Raw genomic sequence first — 17,115 nt, forward strand, 5'->3', positions numbered from 1 at the left:
ACTCTCGTTAAGGAACTCGGCAAAATGACCCCGTAACTTCGGGAGAAGGGGTGCCCCGGTAGAGTGAATAGCTCGAGGGGGCCGCAGTGAAAAGGCCCAAGCGACTGTTTAGCAAAAACACAGGTCTGTGCGAAGCCGCAAGGCGAAGTATACGGGCTGACGCCTGCCCGGTGCTGGAAGGTTAAGGGGAGCGGTTAGGAGGTAACTCCGAAGCTGTGAACCGAAGCCCCAGTAAACGGCGGCCGTAACTATAACGGTCCTAAGGTAGCGAAATTCCTTGTCAGGTAAATTCTGACCCGCACGAATGGCGTAACGACTTGGGCGCTGTCTCAACGAGAGATCCGGTGAAATTTTAATACCTGTGAAGATGCAGGTTACCCGCGACAAGACGGAAAGACCCCATGGAGCTTTACTGCAGCTTGATATTGGACTTTGATACGATTTGTACAGGATAGGTGGGAGCCTAGGAAGCCGGAGCGCCAGCTTCGGTGGAGGCGCCGTTGGGATACCACCCTGATCGTATCGGAGTTCTAACCTGGTACCGTAAGCCGGTGCGGGGACAGTGTCAGGCGGGCAGTTTGACTGGGGCGGTCGCCTCCTAAAGAGTAACGGAGGCGCCCCAAGGTTCCCTCAGAATGGTTGGAAATCATTCGCAGAGTGCAAAGGCAAAAGGGAGCTTGACTGCGAGACTGACAAGTCGAGCAGGGACGAAAGTCGGGCTTAGTGATCCGGTGGTACCGCATGGAAGGGCCATCGCTCAACGGATAAAAGCTACCCTGGGGATAACAGGCTTATCTCCCCCAAGAGTCCACATCGACGGGGAGGTTTGGCACCTCGATGTCGGCTCATCGCATCCTGGGGCTGAAGTAGGTCCCAAGGGTTGGGCTGTTCGCCCATTAAAGCGGTACGCGAGCTGGGTTCAGAACGTCGTGAGACAGTTCGGTCCCTATCTGTCGTGGGCGTAGGAAATTTGAGAGGAGCTGTCCTTAGTACGAGAGGACCGGGATGGACGCACCGCTGGTGCACCAGTTGTTCCGCCAGGAGCACAGCTGGGTAGCTAAGTGCGGACGGGATAAGCGCTGAAAGCATCTAAGCGTGAAGCCCCCCTCAAGATGAGATTTCCCAATTAGTAAGACCCCTTGAAGACGACGAGGTTGATAGGCCTGAGGTGGAAGTGCAGCAATGTATGGAGCTGACAGGTACTAATCGGTCGAGGGCTTATCCAAAAACAACTCCAAAAAGTGGCGTCAGGCTGAATAAGCCGATCCGAGCACTTGCGGAGACTAAAACGCAAATGAAGTTTCGTATCCAGTTTTCAAGGATTAAACCTTGAACCGTTTGGTGGCGATGGCGGAGGGGTTCCACGCGTTCCCATCCCGAACACGACCGTTAAGCCCTCCAGCGCCGATGGTACTTGGACCGAAGGGTCCTGGGAGAGTAGGACGCCGCCAAGCAAAGGGAAAGAGCACTACCGTTGACCGGTGGTGCTCTTTTAGTTTTACAATAAGTGCGGAGCTGCAGTTATTTCCGGAGAAACCGCCGTTTTTGGGGGATTAGTTGCCTGTATGCAGTTATTTTTGGCGATTCAGGTGAATTACGGTCTTTTGAGCAAATTTAACTGCAGATGTGCAACTATTGAGCCTGATTTGCCGAAAAGGTGAGAATTAACTGCACAGGCACAACTATTTCAGTAACTAGCTCTACTTCGTCAAGGGATGACAACAAAGAGCACTACCGTTGATCCGGTGGTGCTCTTTTAGTTTTACAATAAGTGTGGAGCTGCAGTTATTTCCGGAGAATCCGCCGTTTATGGGAGAATAGTTGTCTGTATGCAGTTATTTTCGGCGATGGTCGTGGAATGTGGCTGTTTGAGCGAATTTAGATGCATTGGTGCAACTATTGAGCCTGATTTGCCGAAAAGGTCTGAGAATTAACTGCACAGGCACAACTATTTCAGTAACTAACTTCTACTTCGTCAAGGGATGACAACAAAGAGCACTACCGTTCATCCGGTGGTGCTCTTTTGTTTGAACAATAAGTGCGGAGCTGCAGTTATTTCCGGAGAAACCGTCGTTTTTGGGGGATTAGTTGTCTGTATGCAGTTATTTTCGGCGATGGTCGTGGAATGCGGCCGTTTGAGCGAATTTAGATGCATTGGTGCAACTATTGAGCCTGATTTGCCGAAAAGGTGAGAATTAACTGCACAGGCACAACTATTTCAGTAACTAACTTCTACTTCGTCAAGGGATGACAACAAAGAGCACTGCCGGCTCAACGGCAGTGCTCTTTGGGCTTGAGAAGCTTATGGATGATAAGCTCTAACGGTGTTTCCGATCGCTTGCAATAAGCTTTTGCTGGAATCGGTCGTATCTTGGCTTATTTCCCAAATCATGATGCCTCCCAGGTTTTCCAGGGCGTATTGCGTTTTCTTCTGAATGGTCGGAATCCCATTATAGTAAGCTTGCATGCCGTTAATCATCGAAATGTCGGTATTATACGCATTGGGGTTCGCTTGTAAAATCGCGGCGTAGGAAGCCCAGGAAGGTCTGCCGTAAAAAGGAACGCCAAGCACAACTTTATCGGCCGGCATCTTTCGCGTATCCTTCCAGTACTTCCCGCTAAGCACCGCAAAATCGTAGGTGGAATGCCGATCCCCATCGCCGCCGTCATAAGCCATGACGTTAAACCAGTCTACGGCGCGGATAACGTTGTCGGTCTGGGCCGCCGAGTCCCAATAAATGACGCCTTCCGGTGTTACGCCGCTCAGGACCGCAGCGGTCAATAGCATATTTTCCTTCTTCAGCTCCGTGCTCAAGTAGACCATCAGATCCTCATACTGCTGCTTGCTCGGGCCGTCGTTTCTCGGATGCTCCCAATCGATATCCACGCCGTCGAATCCGTATTGCTTGGCCATCGAGATGATCGCGTTGCCGAACTTCTTGATCTTATCCGGCGTATTCGTCGCTGCCATGAAGGTGCTCTCCAAAGGAATGTCATTAAAGGACCAACCGCCTACTGCGAGCAGCGCCTTCACGTTGTTTGCATGGGCCGTCCGAATAATCTGACTGGCGGCGTCCGGATTACTCAGGGGAAGCAGGGAGCCGTCGCTGGTCGGGATGGCAAACGCATAATTAATATGCGTCAGGTTCTGATACTGGATGGTGTTAATTTTGCCGGGTTCCCAGCTGGGATAATAACCGACCACTTTAAAACCGCCCGGAATGGGATTTGTCGGATCTGTCAGGTCCGTTGGTGTGGTTGGATCTGTTGGATCAGTTGGGTCTGTCGGATCCGGGTTGCCCGCCACCAGCTCCCATACGGACGCGGTTCCGGGGACCTCCCCTTGGGTCCACCATTTCGCCTTATACAGCTGACCATTGTAAGTGACAATGTCTCCTCCTATATAGGCTTTTTCGCTGTTCCAGACGGGATAGGTGCCGTCGGACGATGGAACGTGCTCCCAGACATCCGATGCGCCCGGTGTATCGCCTTGCGTCCACCATTTTGCTTTGTAGTCCTGGCCATTATACGAGACCATGTCTCCACCCAGATAGACTTTCGTGCTGTCCCATGCCGGATAGGCGCTGGATAACTGGATCGAATCGGCATCCATTTCCACTGCGGCGTTGCCGCTTGTCGTCGGGGACGCTTTGACATCAACCGAAAGCGGAGCAAATAAGGTAATCAATAAGGCAAATACGGCTAAAAAGGCAAATCTTTTTCGAAGAGCTTGCATTCAAATTCCTCCCTCTCTCCAATAGGATCGATCAATAGTACAACCTGTTTTACCATCCTACTCTTACGATGAGACCTTTCGGATCGCCCACCTCCAGATAGGCGGCTTGTCCGTTGACGTCGTCATAACAGAAGCCGTAAGCTAATCCATCGATGCTGTGATCATGCCAGAATTTCGCGTAATAGTTCGCGGGCGCGGCTTGATAGTATTTCTCGGGTTGATTCCAGCTCCCGGGATCCGAGTAAACGTGACGGTTCAGCGCGGCACATACTTCAGCATTGCTGGCGCCGCCAACTCCAAGCAGAATGTCCTGGGTAGAAATATTGGAGTATCCCGCAAAATAGTTCTCATAAGCCCCTCCCTGCTTAAACGGCCCTTTCATGGGGCTGAGGATGCGGTAAGGAGCTTGCAGGGTACCTAGTGACTTGAATTCCTTGGGCACTTCATTTTGATATTTGGCAAACAATCCGGAACGGGTTTCCGATTCCAGTTCGCCGACGGTGCGATCGTAATTCCCTGCCCGGTTAACCAGACGGTGCTGAATCGGAAAACCAAACTGATCGACCCTTGTCGTATTTCCGTGATATCCGCCATCGTCAACGGTGAATTCGACAAAGTCAAAAATGATGTTCAGGTTGGGATCGGTTGGATTGTTGAGATCCGGACCGGCAAAGCCATCGTCAAAGGTTTTCATGTACAAGGGGCTGCCCACGCTAAGGAACAACCGGCCGGAAGTGATTTGGGGGAGATTGACCCAAGCGGCGTCGCTAGCCTTGTGATAGATGTTGGCATAATGGGCACCGTTTTTGGTTAAGTGTCCGGGGGCGTTGTTTAAATCCGAAGAAATCGGAATAAGTTGTCCGGACAAATTCAAATAGCTTCATTTGCCGTTGGCCGGATTGATGCCAAGCACTCCCCAATAGATTTGATGATCCGCATAAGCTCCACCCGTACCGTTCATAACCTTGAGACTAACACCGCCATCGGAAGGGGTGGGAATGGAGGAGGCCGGAATCGAATAAATCGAGCCGGACGTCGGCACCGAGCCGGGCTGGCCTGTATAGGTGAACGTTGTCGTGTCATAGGCAGGCAAGCCGTTATTATAAGTAAAGGAATATTCAATCCTGGCTTGAGCTGCTGAATTGACCGTTTGCTCGTATCGGCCAGCACCCGCGTTGTAGGTCATCCGTAGATTTTGCTGAATACCGGAATCCACCTTATAGTGGACATCCACCCATGTCGTGTTGACGTTTGACTTGAACCATAAAGTGACGTTATTGCCGGATACGTCCGCTCCCTGAGTGAATTCCGCAGCCGAAGCCGAGACATTTACGGACAGGGACATGAGAAACGCGATAATGAACAAGCTAAAGCCCCGCACCCATTTCGTTGTCATAAATCTACTCCTTTCTTGCACAATCGTTAGCTTAAGAACTCTACGAACACTGCCCCCTTTCCGGGATATTGTATATTTACCTCAAAAGCTAGAATTATAGGTAAAATATACATAATCTACTTTACTCTATATGTTAGATATTGCCAGTGACTTTTGATATATTTTCCATCCCTTGCTAAACAATGGGTTGATTTCGTAAGGAATCTAGGTCTAGCTGAGCGAATAAAGGGAGTAGGAGGATAGAGATTAAATTACAGGAGGTCCCTCATGAGCGAAATCATAAATGAAAGAAACACATCCGCTGGAACCTTGGGCATGTGCTGCCGGATCAATACTTGTGGATTCAAGTGCTAACCAAGGAAGAACTTCCGCTGCCGGAATAGCTCCATTTGCTGCGGGAGCCTGACGACATCCTGGAGCGGAATCGGCATCGTTTGGAACAAGTGTTTCCGTCTACCGACTGGGCATGTATACCATCGAACAAGTGCTGGCCAGAACGTTCTTTCATGAAGGCCTGCAGCTGGGAGCCATTCAAGCCATCAAGCATCGGCTTCACGCTTAAATAATGACCAGTCCCCCATCGGCGTACGAATTCCGTCACGCATAGTTCCCTCTATTTCATGTACAATAAGAAATGAATTTTCTGCTAGGATTTGCATGAGGTTTTAAAAGAATGAGACAGATGGAGGTAGCGGAGCGGAATGAAGCCGATATTGGAAGTGGCTGCATCATTTGACATTGCCGAAGAAGATGTAGAGTTGTACGGACGGTATAAATGCAAATTGGATCCTGGGATGCGGGACAAGCTAAGTGACCGGCCTGATGGAAAATTGGTGCTGGTGACGGCGATGAATCCAACGCCGGCCGGCGAAGGGAAAACGTTAACCACGATTGGTCTGGCGCAAGCGCTGAACGCCGTCGGGGCGCCGACGATCGCGGCGCTGCGGGAGCCGTCGCTGGGCCCGTGCTTTGGCATGAAGGGCGGTGCAACGGGCAGCAATCAAGCACAGTTGCTCCCTTCGGAGGACATTAACCTGCATTTTACCGGAGATCTGCATGCGATTACGTCGGCGCATAACCTGCTTTCTGCGATGATAGACAATCATATTTTCCAAGGGAACGCCCTGCAGATCGATACGAACCGGATCTTGTGGAAACGGGCGATGGACATGAACGACCGAAGTCTGCGACAGATCGTCGTGGGTCTTGGCGAAGGAAACGGGAGCGTGCACGAATCCGGGTTTATGATCACGACCGCTTCGGAAGTGATGGCGGTGCTGTGCCTCAGCGAGGATGCACGCGATCTTAAGGAGCGCCTGGGCCGCATGGTCGTGGCCAGAAATATGGGCGGCGAGGCGGTCACCGCTGCACAAATCGGCGCCGTAGACGCGATGACCGTATTGTTGAAAGAGGCGATCAAGCCGAACCTGGTGCAAACGGCCGAGGGAACCCCGGCGATTGTGCACGGCGGGCCGTTTGCCAATATCGCCCACGGGTGCAGCAGCGTCATCGGCACGAAGACCGCGCTGAAGCTGGCCGAGATCGTCGTGACCGAAGCCGGCTTCGGGGCCGACCTGGGCGCGGAGAAGTTCTTCGACATCAAATGCCGGCAGTCCGGCCTGAAGCCGGATGCGGCCGTGCTGGTCGTCACGGTGAAGGCGTTGAAATATAACGGCGGAGCGGCCAAGACGGAGCTGGACCAGCCGAATCCGGAAGCGCTGCGGGCCGGGCTGCCCAATATGAAGCGGCATCTGGAGAACCTCCGGAAGTTCGGCGTACCGGTGATGGTCGCGCTGAACCATTTTGCCGGCGATACGGAAGAAGAAATCTTACTCGTAAAAGAGGAATGCGCCCGATTGGGAGTACAAGTTGAGCTATCCGATGTGTGGGCCAAAGGCAGCGAGGGCGGAAAAGAAATGGCGACAACCCTGCTGGGCATCTTGCAACAGGATACGGCCCGTTATGCGCCGCTATACTCCGACGAGCTGGGCATCAAGGCGAAAATCGAGACGGTTGTAAGAGAGATCTACCGCGGGGACGGCATCAAGCTGAACGCTAAAGCTGCGGCTCGAATCGAGGAGCTTGAACGCCAGGGGTTCGGAAGCTTGCCGGTTTGCATGGCGAAGACGCCGTATTCGTTCTCCGACCAGGCGAATCTGTTAGGTGCTCCCGAGGGATTTACCGTACAGGTTAAGGATGTGACGTTGTCCGCGGGAGCCGGCTTTGTCGTGGCGCATACCGGCAATATCGTGACGATGCCCGGGCTGCCTAAGGTTCCGGCCGCGGAGCGGATTCATCTCGATGAGCACGGGGAAGTCGCCGGTTTGCTGTAAGTTGCGGGGCGATTGACACGCCTGGTGTTTTCTGACAAACTCTACGTAGAAATTCCGCCATGATCGCGGAGCGCATTCTATGAAAAGAGGTGGGTTTATGGACATCAGACCGCTAAGAGCCGATGAGTATGACGCCAGCCAGAATTTGTCCGAATACGCGTTTCAATACAAGTTATCGCCGGAAGAGCGGGAGCGGCGCCGGACTTCGTTTATCCCCGAACGTTTCTGGGGGGCGTTCGAGGACGGCGAACTGCTCGCCAAGCTGACGCTGCTGCCGCTGGAATTATACGTGCAGGGGCGCCCCTTCCGGATGGGAGGCATCGCCAGTGTAGCCACATGGCCGGAGAAACGGCGCGGCGGACTGGTCAGGGAGCTGTTGGCCGCCGCGCTGAGCCGCATGAATGAACAGGGACAGACCTTGTCCTGCCTGCATCCGTTTTCCATTGCTTTTTACCGTAAATTCGGCTGGGAAGTGTACACCGACTATAAGAAATATACGATCAACGTTGACAATTTCCCGGCAAAAGTACAGGTCGGCGGCACCGTCAAACGGGACGTCAAGGACATTGTGCTGCTAAACGGCGTGTATCATGCGTTCGCCAAGCGGTATAACGGAACCCTCGTCCGCGACGAGGATTGGTGGAAGCGGATGGTGCTCGGCGACGATGACGACCATACCGCTGTCTATTATTCCGAATCGGGAGCGCCGGAGGGGTACTTACTCTACAACATCAAAAATAGGGAACTCCTGGTCGACGAGTTTGTCTTCCTCAACGAAACGGCGCGTCAGGGCCTGTGGACATACTTGGCCAACCACGATTCGATGGTGACGCAGGCGGTTGTCGACCATGTGCCGGCGGACGACCTGCTGCCGTTCCTGCTGCGCGATCCGCGCTGCAAGCAGGAGACCGTGCCGTATTTCATGGCCCGGATCGTCAATGCGGCGGCGTTTGTCCGCGAATATCCTTTTACGGCTCAGGCTTCCGCCGGTGCAGTTCGCCTCAACCTGAAAATTCATGACGGATTTGCGGCATGGAACGATGGCCGATGGCAGCTTGAGGTATCCCCGGAGGGAGCGGGGCAACTGCTCCCTGGCGATGCGGCAAGTCCCGTTCTGGCCTGCGACATTCAAACGCTGACAGCCATGCTGCTGGGCTATAAACGGCCGCGGGAGATGTACGCCTGCGGTAAGTTAACCGGCCCTGAAGCCGACGCCGAAACGCTTGAACGGCTAATTCCCGCAGGCCAAACCGCTCTTCTTGACTTTTTCTAAAGAGGCTATCGGGCGTATCGCTGCTTTACATTTTGGTTGCGGAGTATTATTCTTTAAGAAAGTACTATAATTTTAGTATTAACTTTATGAATATTAAGCGGAGCGGAAAATATGACGATCGTAATGGTGCTTGGCTTGCTTTTGAAATACGGCCCGATGTCCGGGTATGAAATTCAGCAAAAAATGCAGTCGGCGCAAACGGATAAATGGGCATATGTTCAACCGGCATCCATTTACCATGCTTTGAAGAAGTTGGACAAAGATGAATTGGTGACATTGCAGACTCTGGAGCAAACCGGCAATCGCACCAAAGCAATCTATTCCATCACGGCTAAAGGAAAAGAAGAATTCCATAGCATGCTCATTAATTCTTTTAAGAAAGCATCTGTTGTATTTCCTACTCCGTTATATACGGTCCTCACTTTTATGGATGAAGCCCCTGTTCAGGAAATCATCAGTGCGCTCACGGTACAACAACAGGCTATACAGAACATCTATGATGAGATGTTGGAGGGACAACGGAAGAAAGAGGAGCTTTCTGAAGTTCCGAAAAATGTTATGTATATTTTTAAGAATATCTATGATCAATGCGAATTGCAGATGAAGTTTCTCGAAGAACTGAAGGAAGAGTTATTAAATGGCCCGTAACCGATATTTCGGTTACGGTTTTTTATGTCCCCGGCTTTACATGTTAAAAAAAAACGTGTAGAATACGTTTAGATCGATACTAAAATTTTAGTAAGAAATATTAATTAATCAATATTTAGTTTTGGGGGTTCGCGGTATGAATTCAACACCCGCAGCGGCATCAAAGAGCAAGGTGCTGACCGTAGTTATTATTGCTATTTTCACGGATATGTTGATGTATGGGCTCGTCGTTCCGTTTCTGCCGATTTATGCCGAATCGCTGGGAGCATCCCAATCGGAGATCGGTTTGCTGTTTGCGAGTTATGCCATCGCTTTGTTTGCCGGAACTCCGATTTTTGGGGCGTTGGCCGATCGGGTAGGCCGAAAAAAGCTATTGGTTTGCGGATTGCTGGGGCTTGCATTAACCACTACGGTGTTTGCGTTCGCTGCAAACTTCTGGGTTCTGGTGACGGCGCGTTTTCTGCAGGGGATATCCGCATCTATTCCTTGGACGGCGGGGTTAGCGCTGCTGGCGGAAACCTTTCCGCAAGAAGAACGCGGCAAGGCGATGGGAACGGCCATGTCGGGCCAAGCGGGAGGCGTATTGCTGGGGCCGCTGATCGGGGGGTGGCTTTTTGAATGGGGCGGCTACAAATTGCCGTTTTTTACGGCAACCGGAGTAGCGGCGTTAGCTGCATTGCTCAGTGTTTTATTATTAAAAAATGTGCAAGACGCAAGATCGGAAAGCTTCATTTCTCCTTTTAAGATATTACGCAGCAAACGCATGTTGACGATCGCCGGGGTAGCCGTCATCGGTTCATCGGTATTTGCCAGTATAGAACCAACGCTCCCCATTCACTTCAGCAAGGATTTGAATTTGAGTCCGGGGGTGATTGGCACGATGTTTATTGTCGTAACTTTATCCTATGGGCTCATGGCTCCAATGATCGGGGCATTTTCGACAAAGTTTGGCCATATAAAAACCATTATGGCGGGCATCGTCTTAGCTGCAATCATTTTGCCGCTAAATGCCTTTCCGACGCAGTTGTGGGTACAGGTAGTTACATTAGCGTTATTAGGGATAAGTCTTGGTTGCGTCTTGACTCCTTCAATGCCTAAGCTTGTTGAGATTTCCCAAAGTTTGGGGAATGTGTCGCAAGGAGTTACATTCGCGATTTACAATACGGCGTACTCCTTAGGTATGATGCTTGGTCCGTTGATTGCCAGCAGTTTGGCCGGACACTTTGGATTGGAAATAGCCTATCTGACTCTGGGTGTGATTTTTTTGATCTACCTTATTCCGTTAAATAAATTGAGAACCTGATGTTGGTTGTCAAAAGAAGTGAAGCGAATTTCCTTCCCCTTTTAAACGGACTGTTCCTATTCGAACGGTCCGTTTTAGGCTGGTGTACCATGTTTGGCGTGACATAGATTAAATTTTTCTGATCGATTCAGAAAAATTCCAACCTGAAATCACAAAATTGCCTCCTCAAAAACCACCTCTGTTTTCGCTAGACTTAAGGTATAAATTCGGATGCAGGAAAGGATTCAACCGCAATGAAGAGAGGAAAATGGTTGGCTGTTCTGCCGATTGCCGCCATGCTGATTTCTTTGTTGGGCGCTTATGGCGTGATCAATGCGGCGAATAACGAGGAGCGCAACGTTTCGGGCATGACCGAAGGCAGTCCGGATTCCCCCGCCACGCTAACCTTTTGGGCGCTGGGAAATACTCAATACGTGCCCCTGGCTCAAGAGTATATGGCGAAACATCCAAATCTTAAGATCAACATCAGCATCCTGACCGATAAATTCGCACACCATGACCGCATGGAGTCCGCCTTGTCCTCCGGATCGGGCGCACCGGACATCTTCATGCTGGATCAGGAGTTTATGGAGCGCTTCATAGGCGCACAAGACCAGTTTTATAACCTATATGATCTGGGTGCGAAAGGCACCGAACTGAATTACCTGTATTGGGCCTGGAAACAGGCAACATCGGCGGATGGTTCTTTCCAATTGGGCCTACCGGCCGGGATCCATCCGACCGTCATCTACTACCGGGCGGATTTCATGGAACAGGCCGGACTTCCAACCGATCCCGAGGAATTTAGCGCCGCGATCAACAAATGGGACAAATTTGCCGCGGTGGCGAAGCGATTCACGGAAGTAACCGGAATTCCGTTTGCTGATTCGGCGGACTTGGTGTACAACGGCCTTCGCGATCAATCAACGGACCGGATTTATTTCAACAAAGTCGACGGCACTTTTATCGGCGATACCAATCCGCAGGTGAGAAGGGCGTATGACTTTACGGTAAGAGGCATTCAGGAAGGGTGGATCGGCGGCTGGACATTGGGGTCTCCGGAATGGGAAAAGGCGATCCGCGAGGGGGAGGTTGGCCTCATCCTCGCCCCGACCTGGATGGAAGACACGATCCGCGGCGCCGAGGATACCGCCGGGAAGTGGCGGATTGCCCAAATTCCCGAAGGCTCCGGCAGTTGGGGAGGGCCTTTCCTGACCCTGCCGAAGGAAGGTAACCATCCGAAGGAAGCTTACGAATTCATCACTTGGCTGACAAACAAAGACAATCAGTTGAAATCGTATAAAGCGAACGGACTGTTGCCCTCGATCCCGGCGGTGTATAACGAACCGGCATTTCAAGCCGATCGAGACGAGTTTTTTGGAGGCCAGGCGATTTCGGAAGCTTACGCCAGATCGGCTCAACGCGTAAGACCGGTTTACTATGGACCGCGATTTGAGGTAGTCGATACGCAGATCAAGAATGCGCTCCGGAACGTACTCGAGAACAAGGCGAATCCGCAAAAGGAATGGGATCATGCCATGAAAATAGCCGGAAACGCGGCTTGAGCCAAGTTGACGCAAGGATACGACGAACAAGAATTCGCAAGGGGGCTTGCCCTCTTGCGAATTTCGCTTTGCTTGAAGAAGCAAGGGAATTTGGCGCGCCATGAAGAATAATAGAGTAGGAGACGCATAGGAGGAACGAAATGAAGCTTCGTCGAAAAATCTTGCTGGCCATTATTCTTCTTGTCTTTATTCCCGTCATCCTGATGGGTTCCCTCTCGTATTTCAACTTCTCGCGGGCCATGGAGAACAAATCGAACAATTTCTACTGGGTCTCCTTGCTCGAAACCGACCGTAAGCTGAAGTTTGCGCTAAGCGAAGTGACGACCGTTTCCAACTCGGCGATCGCACAGCCGTTGATTCAGAAGCTGGTGAAGCAACCGAATTTTTCCGTGACCTACGAGCAGAAGCAAGACATCAACAATCTGATCAACCACCCGATGATCACTTCATTCGGCCTGTATTCCAAAGATAAGCTGCAATATCAATACAATGAGGCGATGTCCTTCAAGGACCTGCGGCAGCAAAGCTGGTACGGGGCCATGGAAGCGGCCGAGGGCCGTCCGGTTTGGGTGGGTCCGGGGGAGAACGGCTCCGCGGCCACGGGGACGCCGGTTCTGATTCAAGCCCGCTTGATCAAGGACTACTACTCGCTGGAGGATATCGGGGCTTTAGTCATTTATGTTAAGCCCGACATTCTGGACCAGGTGTTCTGGGACGCCGCGACCTTAAAACAGGGGGATATCCTGCTCGTCAACAAGCTGGGAAATATCGTATTCGACAAATCCGGTTCGCATATCGGGGAACGTACGGAATTTCCTTTCCTGGATCAGGCGGAGCCGGAAGGGAAGGGGTATTATACGGCCAAATATCAGGGCGAAAAATCGCTGATCACCTATTTGCCTTCGCACAACAAGGATTGGTATCTAGTGGCCATCACGCCCAGCAAGTTGATCGCCTCGGAATCGATTTCTATCCGCAACATCGCGATCGTACTGGTGCTGTTCTCGCTGATTTCGGCTTTCCTGTTCGACCGTTTCTTCGTCCGCCGGCTGGTGCGCAGCATTATCGGCGCGGTCAACGGGATGAAGCGGGTGCAACAGGGGATTTTCGTGCCGATTACGTCCGCGGTGCGCAGCGAAGACGAAACGGATTTGCTGGTCGATGGCTTCAACCGGATGAGCACGCAAATTTCCGAGCTGATTGAACAGGTACAGACCGAGCAAGCGCGAAAAAAGGAATTCGAGCTTCAGGCGCTGGTCGCTCAAATCAATCCGCATTTTATTTACAACTCGCTGGAGTCGATCAATTCGCTGGCCGTCTTGCAGGGGAACAAGGAGATCAGCAAAATGGTGGTCTCGCTGGGCAAGCTGCTGCGGATCAGCATTAGCGAGAATCAGCAGTTGATCACGCTTTCGATGGAAATGGAGCATGTGCGGCATTATCTGGACATTCAGAAGTTCCGTTTCGAGGACCAGTTTGACTACCGTATCGAGATCCCCGAGTCGCTTAAATATTATTTGACGCAGAAGCTGATCGTGCAGCCGATCGTGGAAAATGCGCTGTACCATGCGATCGAACCGATGCAGGAAAAAGGGCTGATCTCGATCATGGCGAAGGAGGACGAGCGGGACATTATGATTGACGTCACGGATAACGGACCGGGCTTCAGCTCGGACACGCTGATGAATCTGTGGAGTAAAGACGGGGGCAATCAGAATTATCGGGGGACCGGCGTCGGGCTCAAAAATGTGCATGAACGGCTGCGCATCCGGTTTGGCGGCCGTTACGGCATCCTGATCTGCTCTTCTCCCGGGCAGGGCTCCACCATCCGCATCCGCATTCCGAAGCTCCTCCGCGAATCGACGGGAACGAAACGGTAAATACGGGCAAAGAAGGGGGCGGACGGCAATGAAAAAATGGTTTTTGAACTGGGGCTGGATCGCGGTTTATGCTGCGGTGTTGGCTGTTTCCGTATGGATCATCGGTGCCGATGGGCACGAGCCGATCGAGGAGAAACAGACCGAGAAGGTGACCTTGACCTTCCGCCACTTCTGGATCAAGGAGCATGATCGGCAGATGCTGGGTATCGTCGAGGATGTCGTTGCCGAATTTCAAGAGACCCATCCCAACGTCAAGGTGAATTTCGAGGGCATGGACCAGACCGTCCACCGCGAACAAAAGCTGAAGAGCGAAATGGTGACCGGGACGCCGCCCGATATGTTCGTGTTGTTCGGAGGCGCTGAAATCGAGCCTTACGTCCGTTCCAACCGGCTGATGGATTTGACCGATTTTGTGGAGAAGAACGGGCTGAAGCAGGAGTTTCAGGACCTGCATTTATGGACCTTCGATCATCATATTTACGGTTTGCCGATCGAAGGGAACGCCGAACCGCTGTTTTATAACAAGGAAATTTTCGGTGAATTGGGTTTGGCGCCGCCCCAGACACTCGAGGATTTGAACCGTGCCGTGCGCGTCTTGACGGACAATAGCATCACGCCGTTTGCGCTGGGGAATGAAGAACGCTGGCCGGCGGCCATCTTTGCCCATTATTTGATGGACCGGTACGCCGGTCCCGGGCTGATCGACGAGCTGGTGAAAGGCGACGAATCGTTGAGCTTCCAAAACCCTTATTACTGGAAAGCGTTCAAGCAATTCAAAGCATGGATCGACGAGAATGCGTTCTATGAGCCGGCCAACGACCTGTCGACCGAAGAAGCTATCGAGCGGTTCACCAGCGGCGAGGCTGCGATGTACCTGAACGGAAGCTGGGATATCAACCTGTTCCACAACGAGAAGGCGCCGGCCGGGTTTCAGAATCAGGTTGGCGTGATCCCGTTCCCTTCGCTGACGAAAGGGGGCAGCCGATCGATCGCCGGCGGCTATACGATCGGAATCGGCCTGTCCTCCAATCTGGAGGAGGCCAAATGGGAAGCGGCGCAGGAGCTGCTGAAGGCTTTTTATACCGAGGAAGTGCAGCGGCGCATCGTATACGAGGCTTTGCGGATTCCTTCCATGAAGATTATGTACGATTCGGAGAAGACGGGACCGGTCTTTGCGCAAATCGTGGACATGATGGAGAGAAGCAGCCAAAGCTTCGTCCCTTATGATAACGTGCTTCCTCCCGAGGTGAACAAGACCTTCCTCAAGGTGTTGGAGGAAATGATCGGCAAGCGGGCGACGCCCGAGGAGGCGCTGGAACAGATTCAACAAACGTCGGAGCAGTATTGGCGGCTGCGGCGAAGCTCATTGCCGGGTGAAACGGCTGGAGGTGCGGAACGGTGACAAAGGCAGAGAAGTACCGGGTTATTTTGGTCGACGATGAACCGGTGATTTTGCGGAGCTTGAGAGTGGCCGTGCCCTGGGAGGCGCTGGATTTGGAAATCGTCGGAGAGGCGCGGAGCGGCGAAGCGGCGCTGCAGCTCGTCCACGAGCTGTCGCCGCATATGATCATCAGCGACATACGCATGCCGGGAATGGACGGGATCACGTTGATGAAGGAAGTGCTGACGGAGAACGCGAACCGGTTATTTATTTTTGTCAGCGGCTATGGAGAGTTTGAATACGCACGCGAGGCGCTGCGAGAAGGCGCATTCGACTACCTGCTGAAACCGATCGACCATGACGAGCTGATCGAGATGATCCGGCGCGCCAAGAAAACTTTGGAGAAACAGATGGAGAACGACAAGCTGCTGCATTCGGTGCAGGTGCTGTCCATGCTGGCGCGGGAGCGCATGTTTGCCGAATTTATCGAAGGCAACCAGAGCCAAAGTCATCTGCAGCATATGCGCTGGCTGGAGAACAGCGAGCTGATGCAGGACTATTTCATGGCGGTGATCCAACTCGATCATTTCGTAAAGCTGAATGAGCAGTGGTCGCCGGAGGAGCGGCGGCTGTGGCTGTTTGCGATCCGCAACATTTTGGGAGAGTGGTCGATGGCGAACGGGGCGCTGACGATGTTCCCTTTTCATGGCGGGGAGTGGGTATTGCTGTTTCCGAGCACGCTCACGGACCGGAAGGAGGAGTTGGGGAGCGATGTGATCCGGCAGCTTCAGCTCTACACCAAGCTGTCCTGCTCGATTGGGTTCAGCCAACCGGCGGCAGGGCTGGAGCGTTTGAGCGAGGCTTACCAAAGTGCCACCCGGGCATTGTATCAGCGGTTTTACAGCGATCGGGCGGGCGTGTTCATCGATCATCCGAGCCGGGAGACCGGGGCTGAACGGGAGGCCAAATATCCGAAGCATCTCGAAGCGGTGCTCCTGGACAGCATCCGGACGTTGAACCGGGAGCGGTTGCTGTCCGCCCTGGACGAAACGAAGCGATATATTGAAGAGCAGGCCTTCTCGAAGGAGGCCGCCGAGCGGATCCTCGTGGAGCTGACGGTGGTGATGTTCCGGCAATACGAACAGATGAACCTCCTGTCGGAGTGGTCGCTGGAGGGCTTGCTGCAGGAACTGCAGTCCCTCGGGACACTGCACGAAATGATCGGGCTGCTCAAAGCGAACTTTGGCCGGTGGATCAGCGAAAGCCGGGAAAACCAATTCAGGGACAACGCGCAGACGGTGATCGCCAAGACGCAAGAGTACATTTTAGGCAACTACCATAAGGACCTTAGCATCGAGGAGGTTGCGGAGCGGGCCGACCTGAGCATCAGCCACTTTTGCCTGTTGTTCAAGCAGGTGACCGGCTATACGTTCCTCGAGTATTTGACGGAATGCCGGATCGAGAAAGCCAAGTATATTCTGAAAAACAGCCACGTCAAAGTGTACCAAGTGGCCCCGATGGTCGGTTACCAGGACCCGCGTTACTTTACGCAAGTGTTCAAAAAGGTGACCGGCATGACGCCAACGGAATTCCGGGAGGTTGAGGCGTAAGGGCTAGGCTG

The 17,115-nt window shown here is 52.6% G+C and carries 11 protein-coding genes and 2 rRNA genes (1 of these 13 running past the window's edge); 10 read left to right on the forward strand and 3 right to left on the reverse strand.

Annotated features, from left to right (window positions below):
- Window positions 1–1,226: ribosomal RNA gene (locus ACZF99_RS04000) — 23S ribosomal RNA — on the forward strand; it begins 1,835 nt to the left of the window's first position.
- A 111-nt stretch (window positions 1,227–1,337) separates the two neighbouring features.
- Window positions 1,338–1,454: ribosomal RNA gene (gene rrf / locus ACZF99_RS04005) — 5S ribosomal RNA — on the forward strand.
- 848 nt (window positions 1,455–2,302) lie between these two features.
- On the opposite strand, the gene ACZF99_RS04010 is transcribed toward rrf, so the two are convergent.
- The 3 genes from ACZF99_RS04010 to ACZF99_RS04020 are packed head-to-tail and all read right to left on the reverse strand — an operon-like array spanning window position 2,303 to window position 5,132.
- Window positions 2,303–3,736, reverse strand: coding sequence for a glycosyl hydrolase family 18 protein (locus tag ACZF99_RS04010; protein ID WP_483609296.1), 1,434 nt, complete (start codon window positions 3,734–3,736; stop codon window positions 2,303–2,305).
- A 49-nt stretch (window positions 3,737–3,785) separates the two neighbouring features.
- Window positions 3,786–4,604: a glycoside hydrolase family 64 protein gene (locus ACZF99_RS04015; protein WP_483609297.1), complete on the reverse strand. Its 819-nt coding sequence runs from the start codon at window positions 4,602–4,604 to the stop codon at window positions 3,786–3,788.
- 12 nt (window positions 4,605–4,616) lie between these two features.
- Window positions 4,617–5,132 carry a hypothetical protein gene (locus ACZF99_RS04020; RefSeq protein ID WP_483609298.1) on the reverse strand — a complete coding sequence of 172 codons (516 nt, stop codon included), beginning with the start codon at window positions 5,130–5,132 and terminating at the stop codon, window positions 4,617–4,619.
- A gap of 701 nt (window positions 5,133–5,833) precedes the next feature.
- Here ACZF99_RS04020 and ACZF99_RS04025 point away from each other — a divergent pair.
- The 8 genes from ACZF99_RS04025 (at window position 5,834) to ACZF99_RS04060 (ending at window position 17,104) form a co-directional block, all read left to right on the forward strand.
- Window positions 5,834–7,465: a formate--tetrahydrofolate ligase gene (locus ACZF99_RS04025; RefSeq protein WP_483609300.1), complete on the forward strand. Its 1,632-nt coding sequence runs from the start codon at window positions 5,834–5,836 to the stop codon at window positions 7,463–7,465.
- Window positions 7,466–7,562: 97 nt separating this feature from the next.
- Window positions 7,563–8,738: a GNAT family N-acetyltransferase gene (locus tag ACZF99_RS04030; protein ID WP_483609302.1), complete on the forward strand. Its 1,176-nt coding sequence runs from the start codon at window positions 7,563–7,565 to the stop codon at window positions 8,736–8,738.
- A 111-nt stretch (window positions 8,739–8,849) separates the two neighbouring features.
- Complete coding sequence (locus ACZF99_RS04035; protein WP_483609304.1) at window positions 8,850–9,386, forward strand: PadR family transcriptional regulator; 537 nt, start codon at window positions 8,850–8,852, stop codon at window positions 9,384–9,386.
- A gap of 136 nt (window positions 9,387–9,522) precedes the next feature.
- Window positions 9,523–10,689, forward strand: a complete 1,167-nt coding sequence (locus tag ACZF99_RS04040; protein ID WP_483609306.1) for an MFS transporter — start codon at window positions 9,523–9,525, stop codon at window positions 10,687–10,689.
- Window positions 10,690–10,922: 233 nt separating this feature from the next.
- Complete coding sequence (locus ACZF99_RS04045) at window positions 10,923–12,233, forward strand: ABC transporter substrate-binding protein (protein WP_483609308.1); 1,311 nt, start codon at window positions 10,923–10,925, stop codon at window positions 12,231–12,233.
- A 140-nt stretch (window positions 12,234–12,373) separates the two neighbouring features.
- On the forward strand, window positions 12,374–14,113 hold the full coding sequence (locus ACZF99_RS04050; protein WP_483609310.1) for a cache domain-containing sensor histidine kinase: 1,740 nt from the start codon (window positions 12,374–12,376) through the stop codon (window positions 14,111–14,113).
- Between the two features lie 28 nt (window positions 14,114–14,141).
- The gene (locus tag ACZF99_RS04055) at window positions 14,142–15,515 is read left to right on the forward strand and encodes an ABC transporter substrate-binding protein (protein WP_483609312.1); all 1,374 of its coding nucleotides are present in this window, start codon (window positions 14,142–14,144) and stop codon (window positions 15,513–15,515) included.
- Window positions 15,512–17,104 (forward strand): response regulator, encoded by a 1,593-nt coding sequence (locus ACZF99_RS04060; RefSeq protein WP_483609314.1) that lies wholly within the window; start codon window positions 15,512–15,514, stop codon window positions 17,102–17,104. Before ACZF99_RS04055 ends, ACZF99_RS04060 begins: the two co-directional genes overlap by 4 nt.
- The last annotated feature ends 11 nt before the right edge of the window (window positions 17,105–17,115 follow it).

This window comes from Paenibacillus sp. JL3B1040 (genome assembly GCF_057063165.1).

Excerpts from the sequence above, each read along its gene's own strand:
- ACZF99_RS04010 (WP_483609296.1), bottom strand. The coding sequence starts at position 3,736 with ATGCAAGCTCTTCGAAAAAGATTTGCCTTTTTAGCCGTATTTGCCTTA.
- ACZF99_RS04020 (WP_483609298.1), bottom strand. The coding sequence starts at position 5,132 with ATGACAACGAAATGGGTGCGGGGCTTTAGCTTGTTCATTATCGCGTTT.
- ACZF99_RS04025 (WP_483609300.1), top strand. The coding sequence starts at position 5,834 with ATGAAGCCGATATTGGAAGTGGCTGCATCATTTGACATTGCCGAAGAA.
- ACZF99_RS04030 (WP_483609302.1), top strand. The coding sequence starts at position 7,563 with ATGGACATCAGACCGCTAAGAGCCGATGAGTATGACGCCAGCCAGAAT.
- ACZF99_RS04035 (WP_483609304.1), top strand. The coding sequence starts at position 8,850 with ATGACGATCGTAATGGTGCTTGGCTTGCTTTTGAAATACGGCCCGATG.
- ACZF99_RS04040 (WP_483609306.1), top strand. The coding sequence starts at position 9,523 with ATGAATTCAACACCCGCAGCGGCATCAAAGAGCAAGGTGCTGACCGTA.
- ACZF99_RS04045 (WP_483609308.1), top strand. The coding sequence starts at position 10,923 with ATGAAGAGAGGAAAATGGTTGGCTGTTCTGCCGATTGCCGCCATGCTG.
- ACZF99_RS04050 (WP_483609310.1), top strand. The coding sequence starts at position 12,374 with ATGAAGCTTCGTCGAAAAATCTTGCTGGCCATTATTCTTCTTGTCTTT.
- ACZF99_RS04055 (WP_483609312.1), top strand. The coding sequence starts at position 14,142 with ATGAAAAAATGGTTTTTGAACTGGGGCTGGATCGCGGTTTATGCTGCG.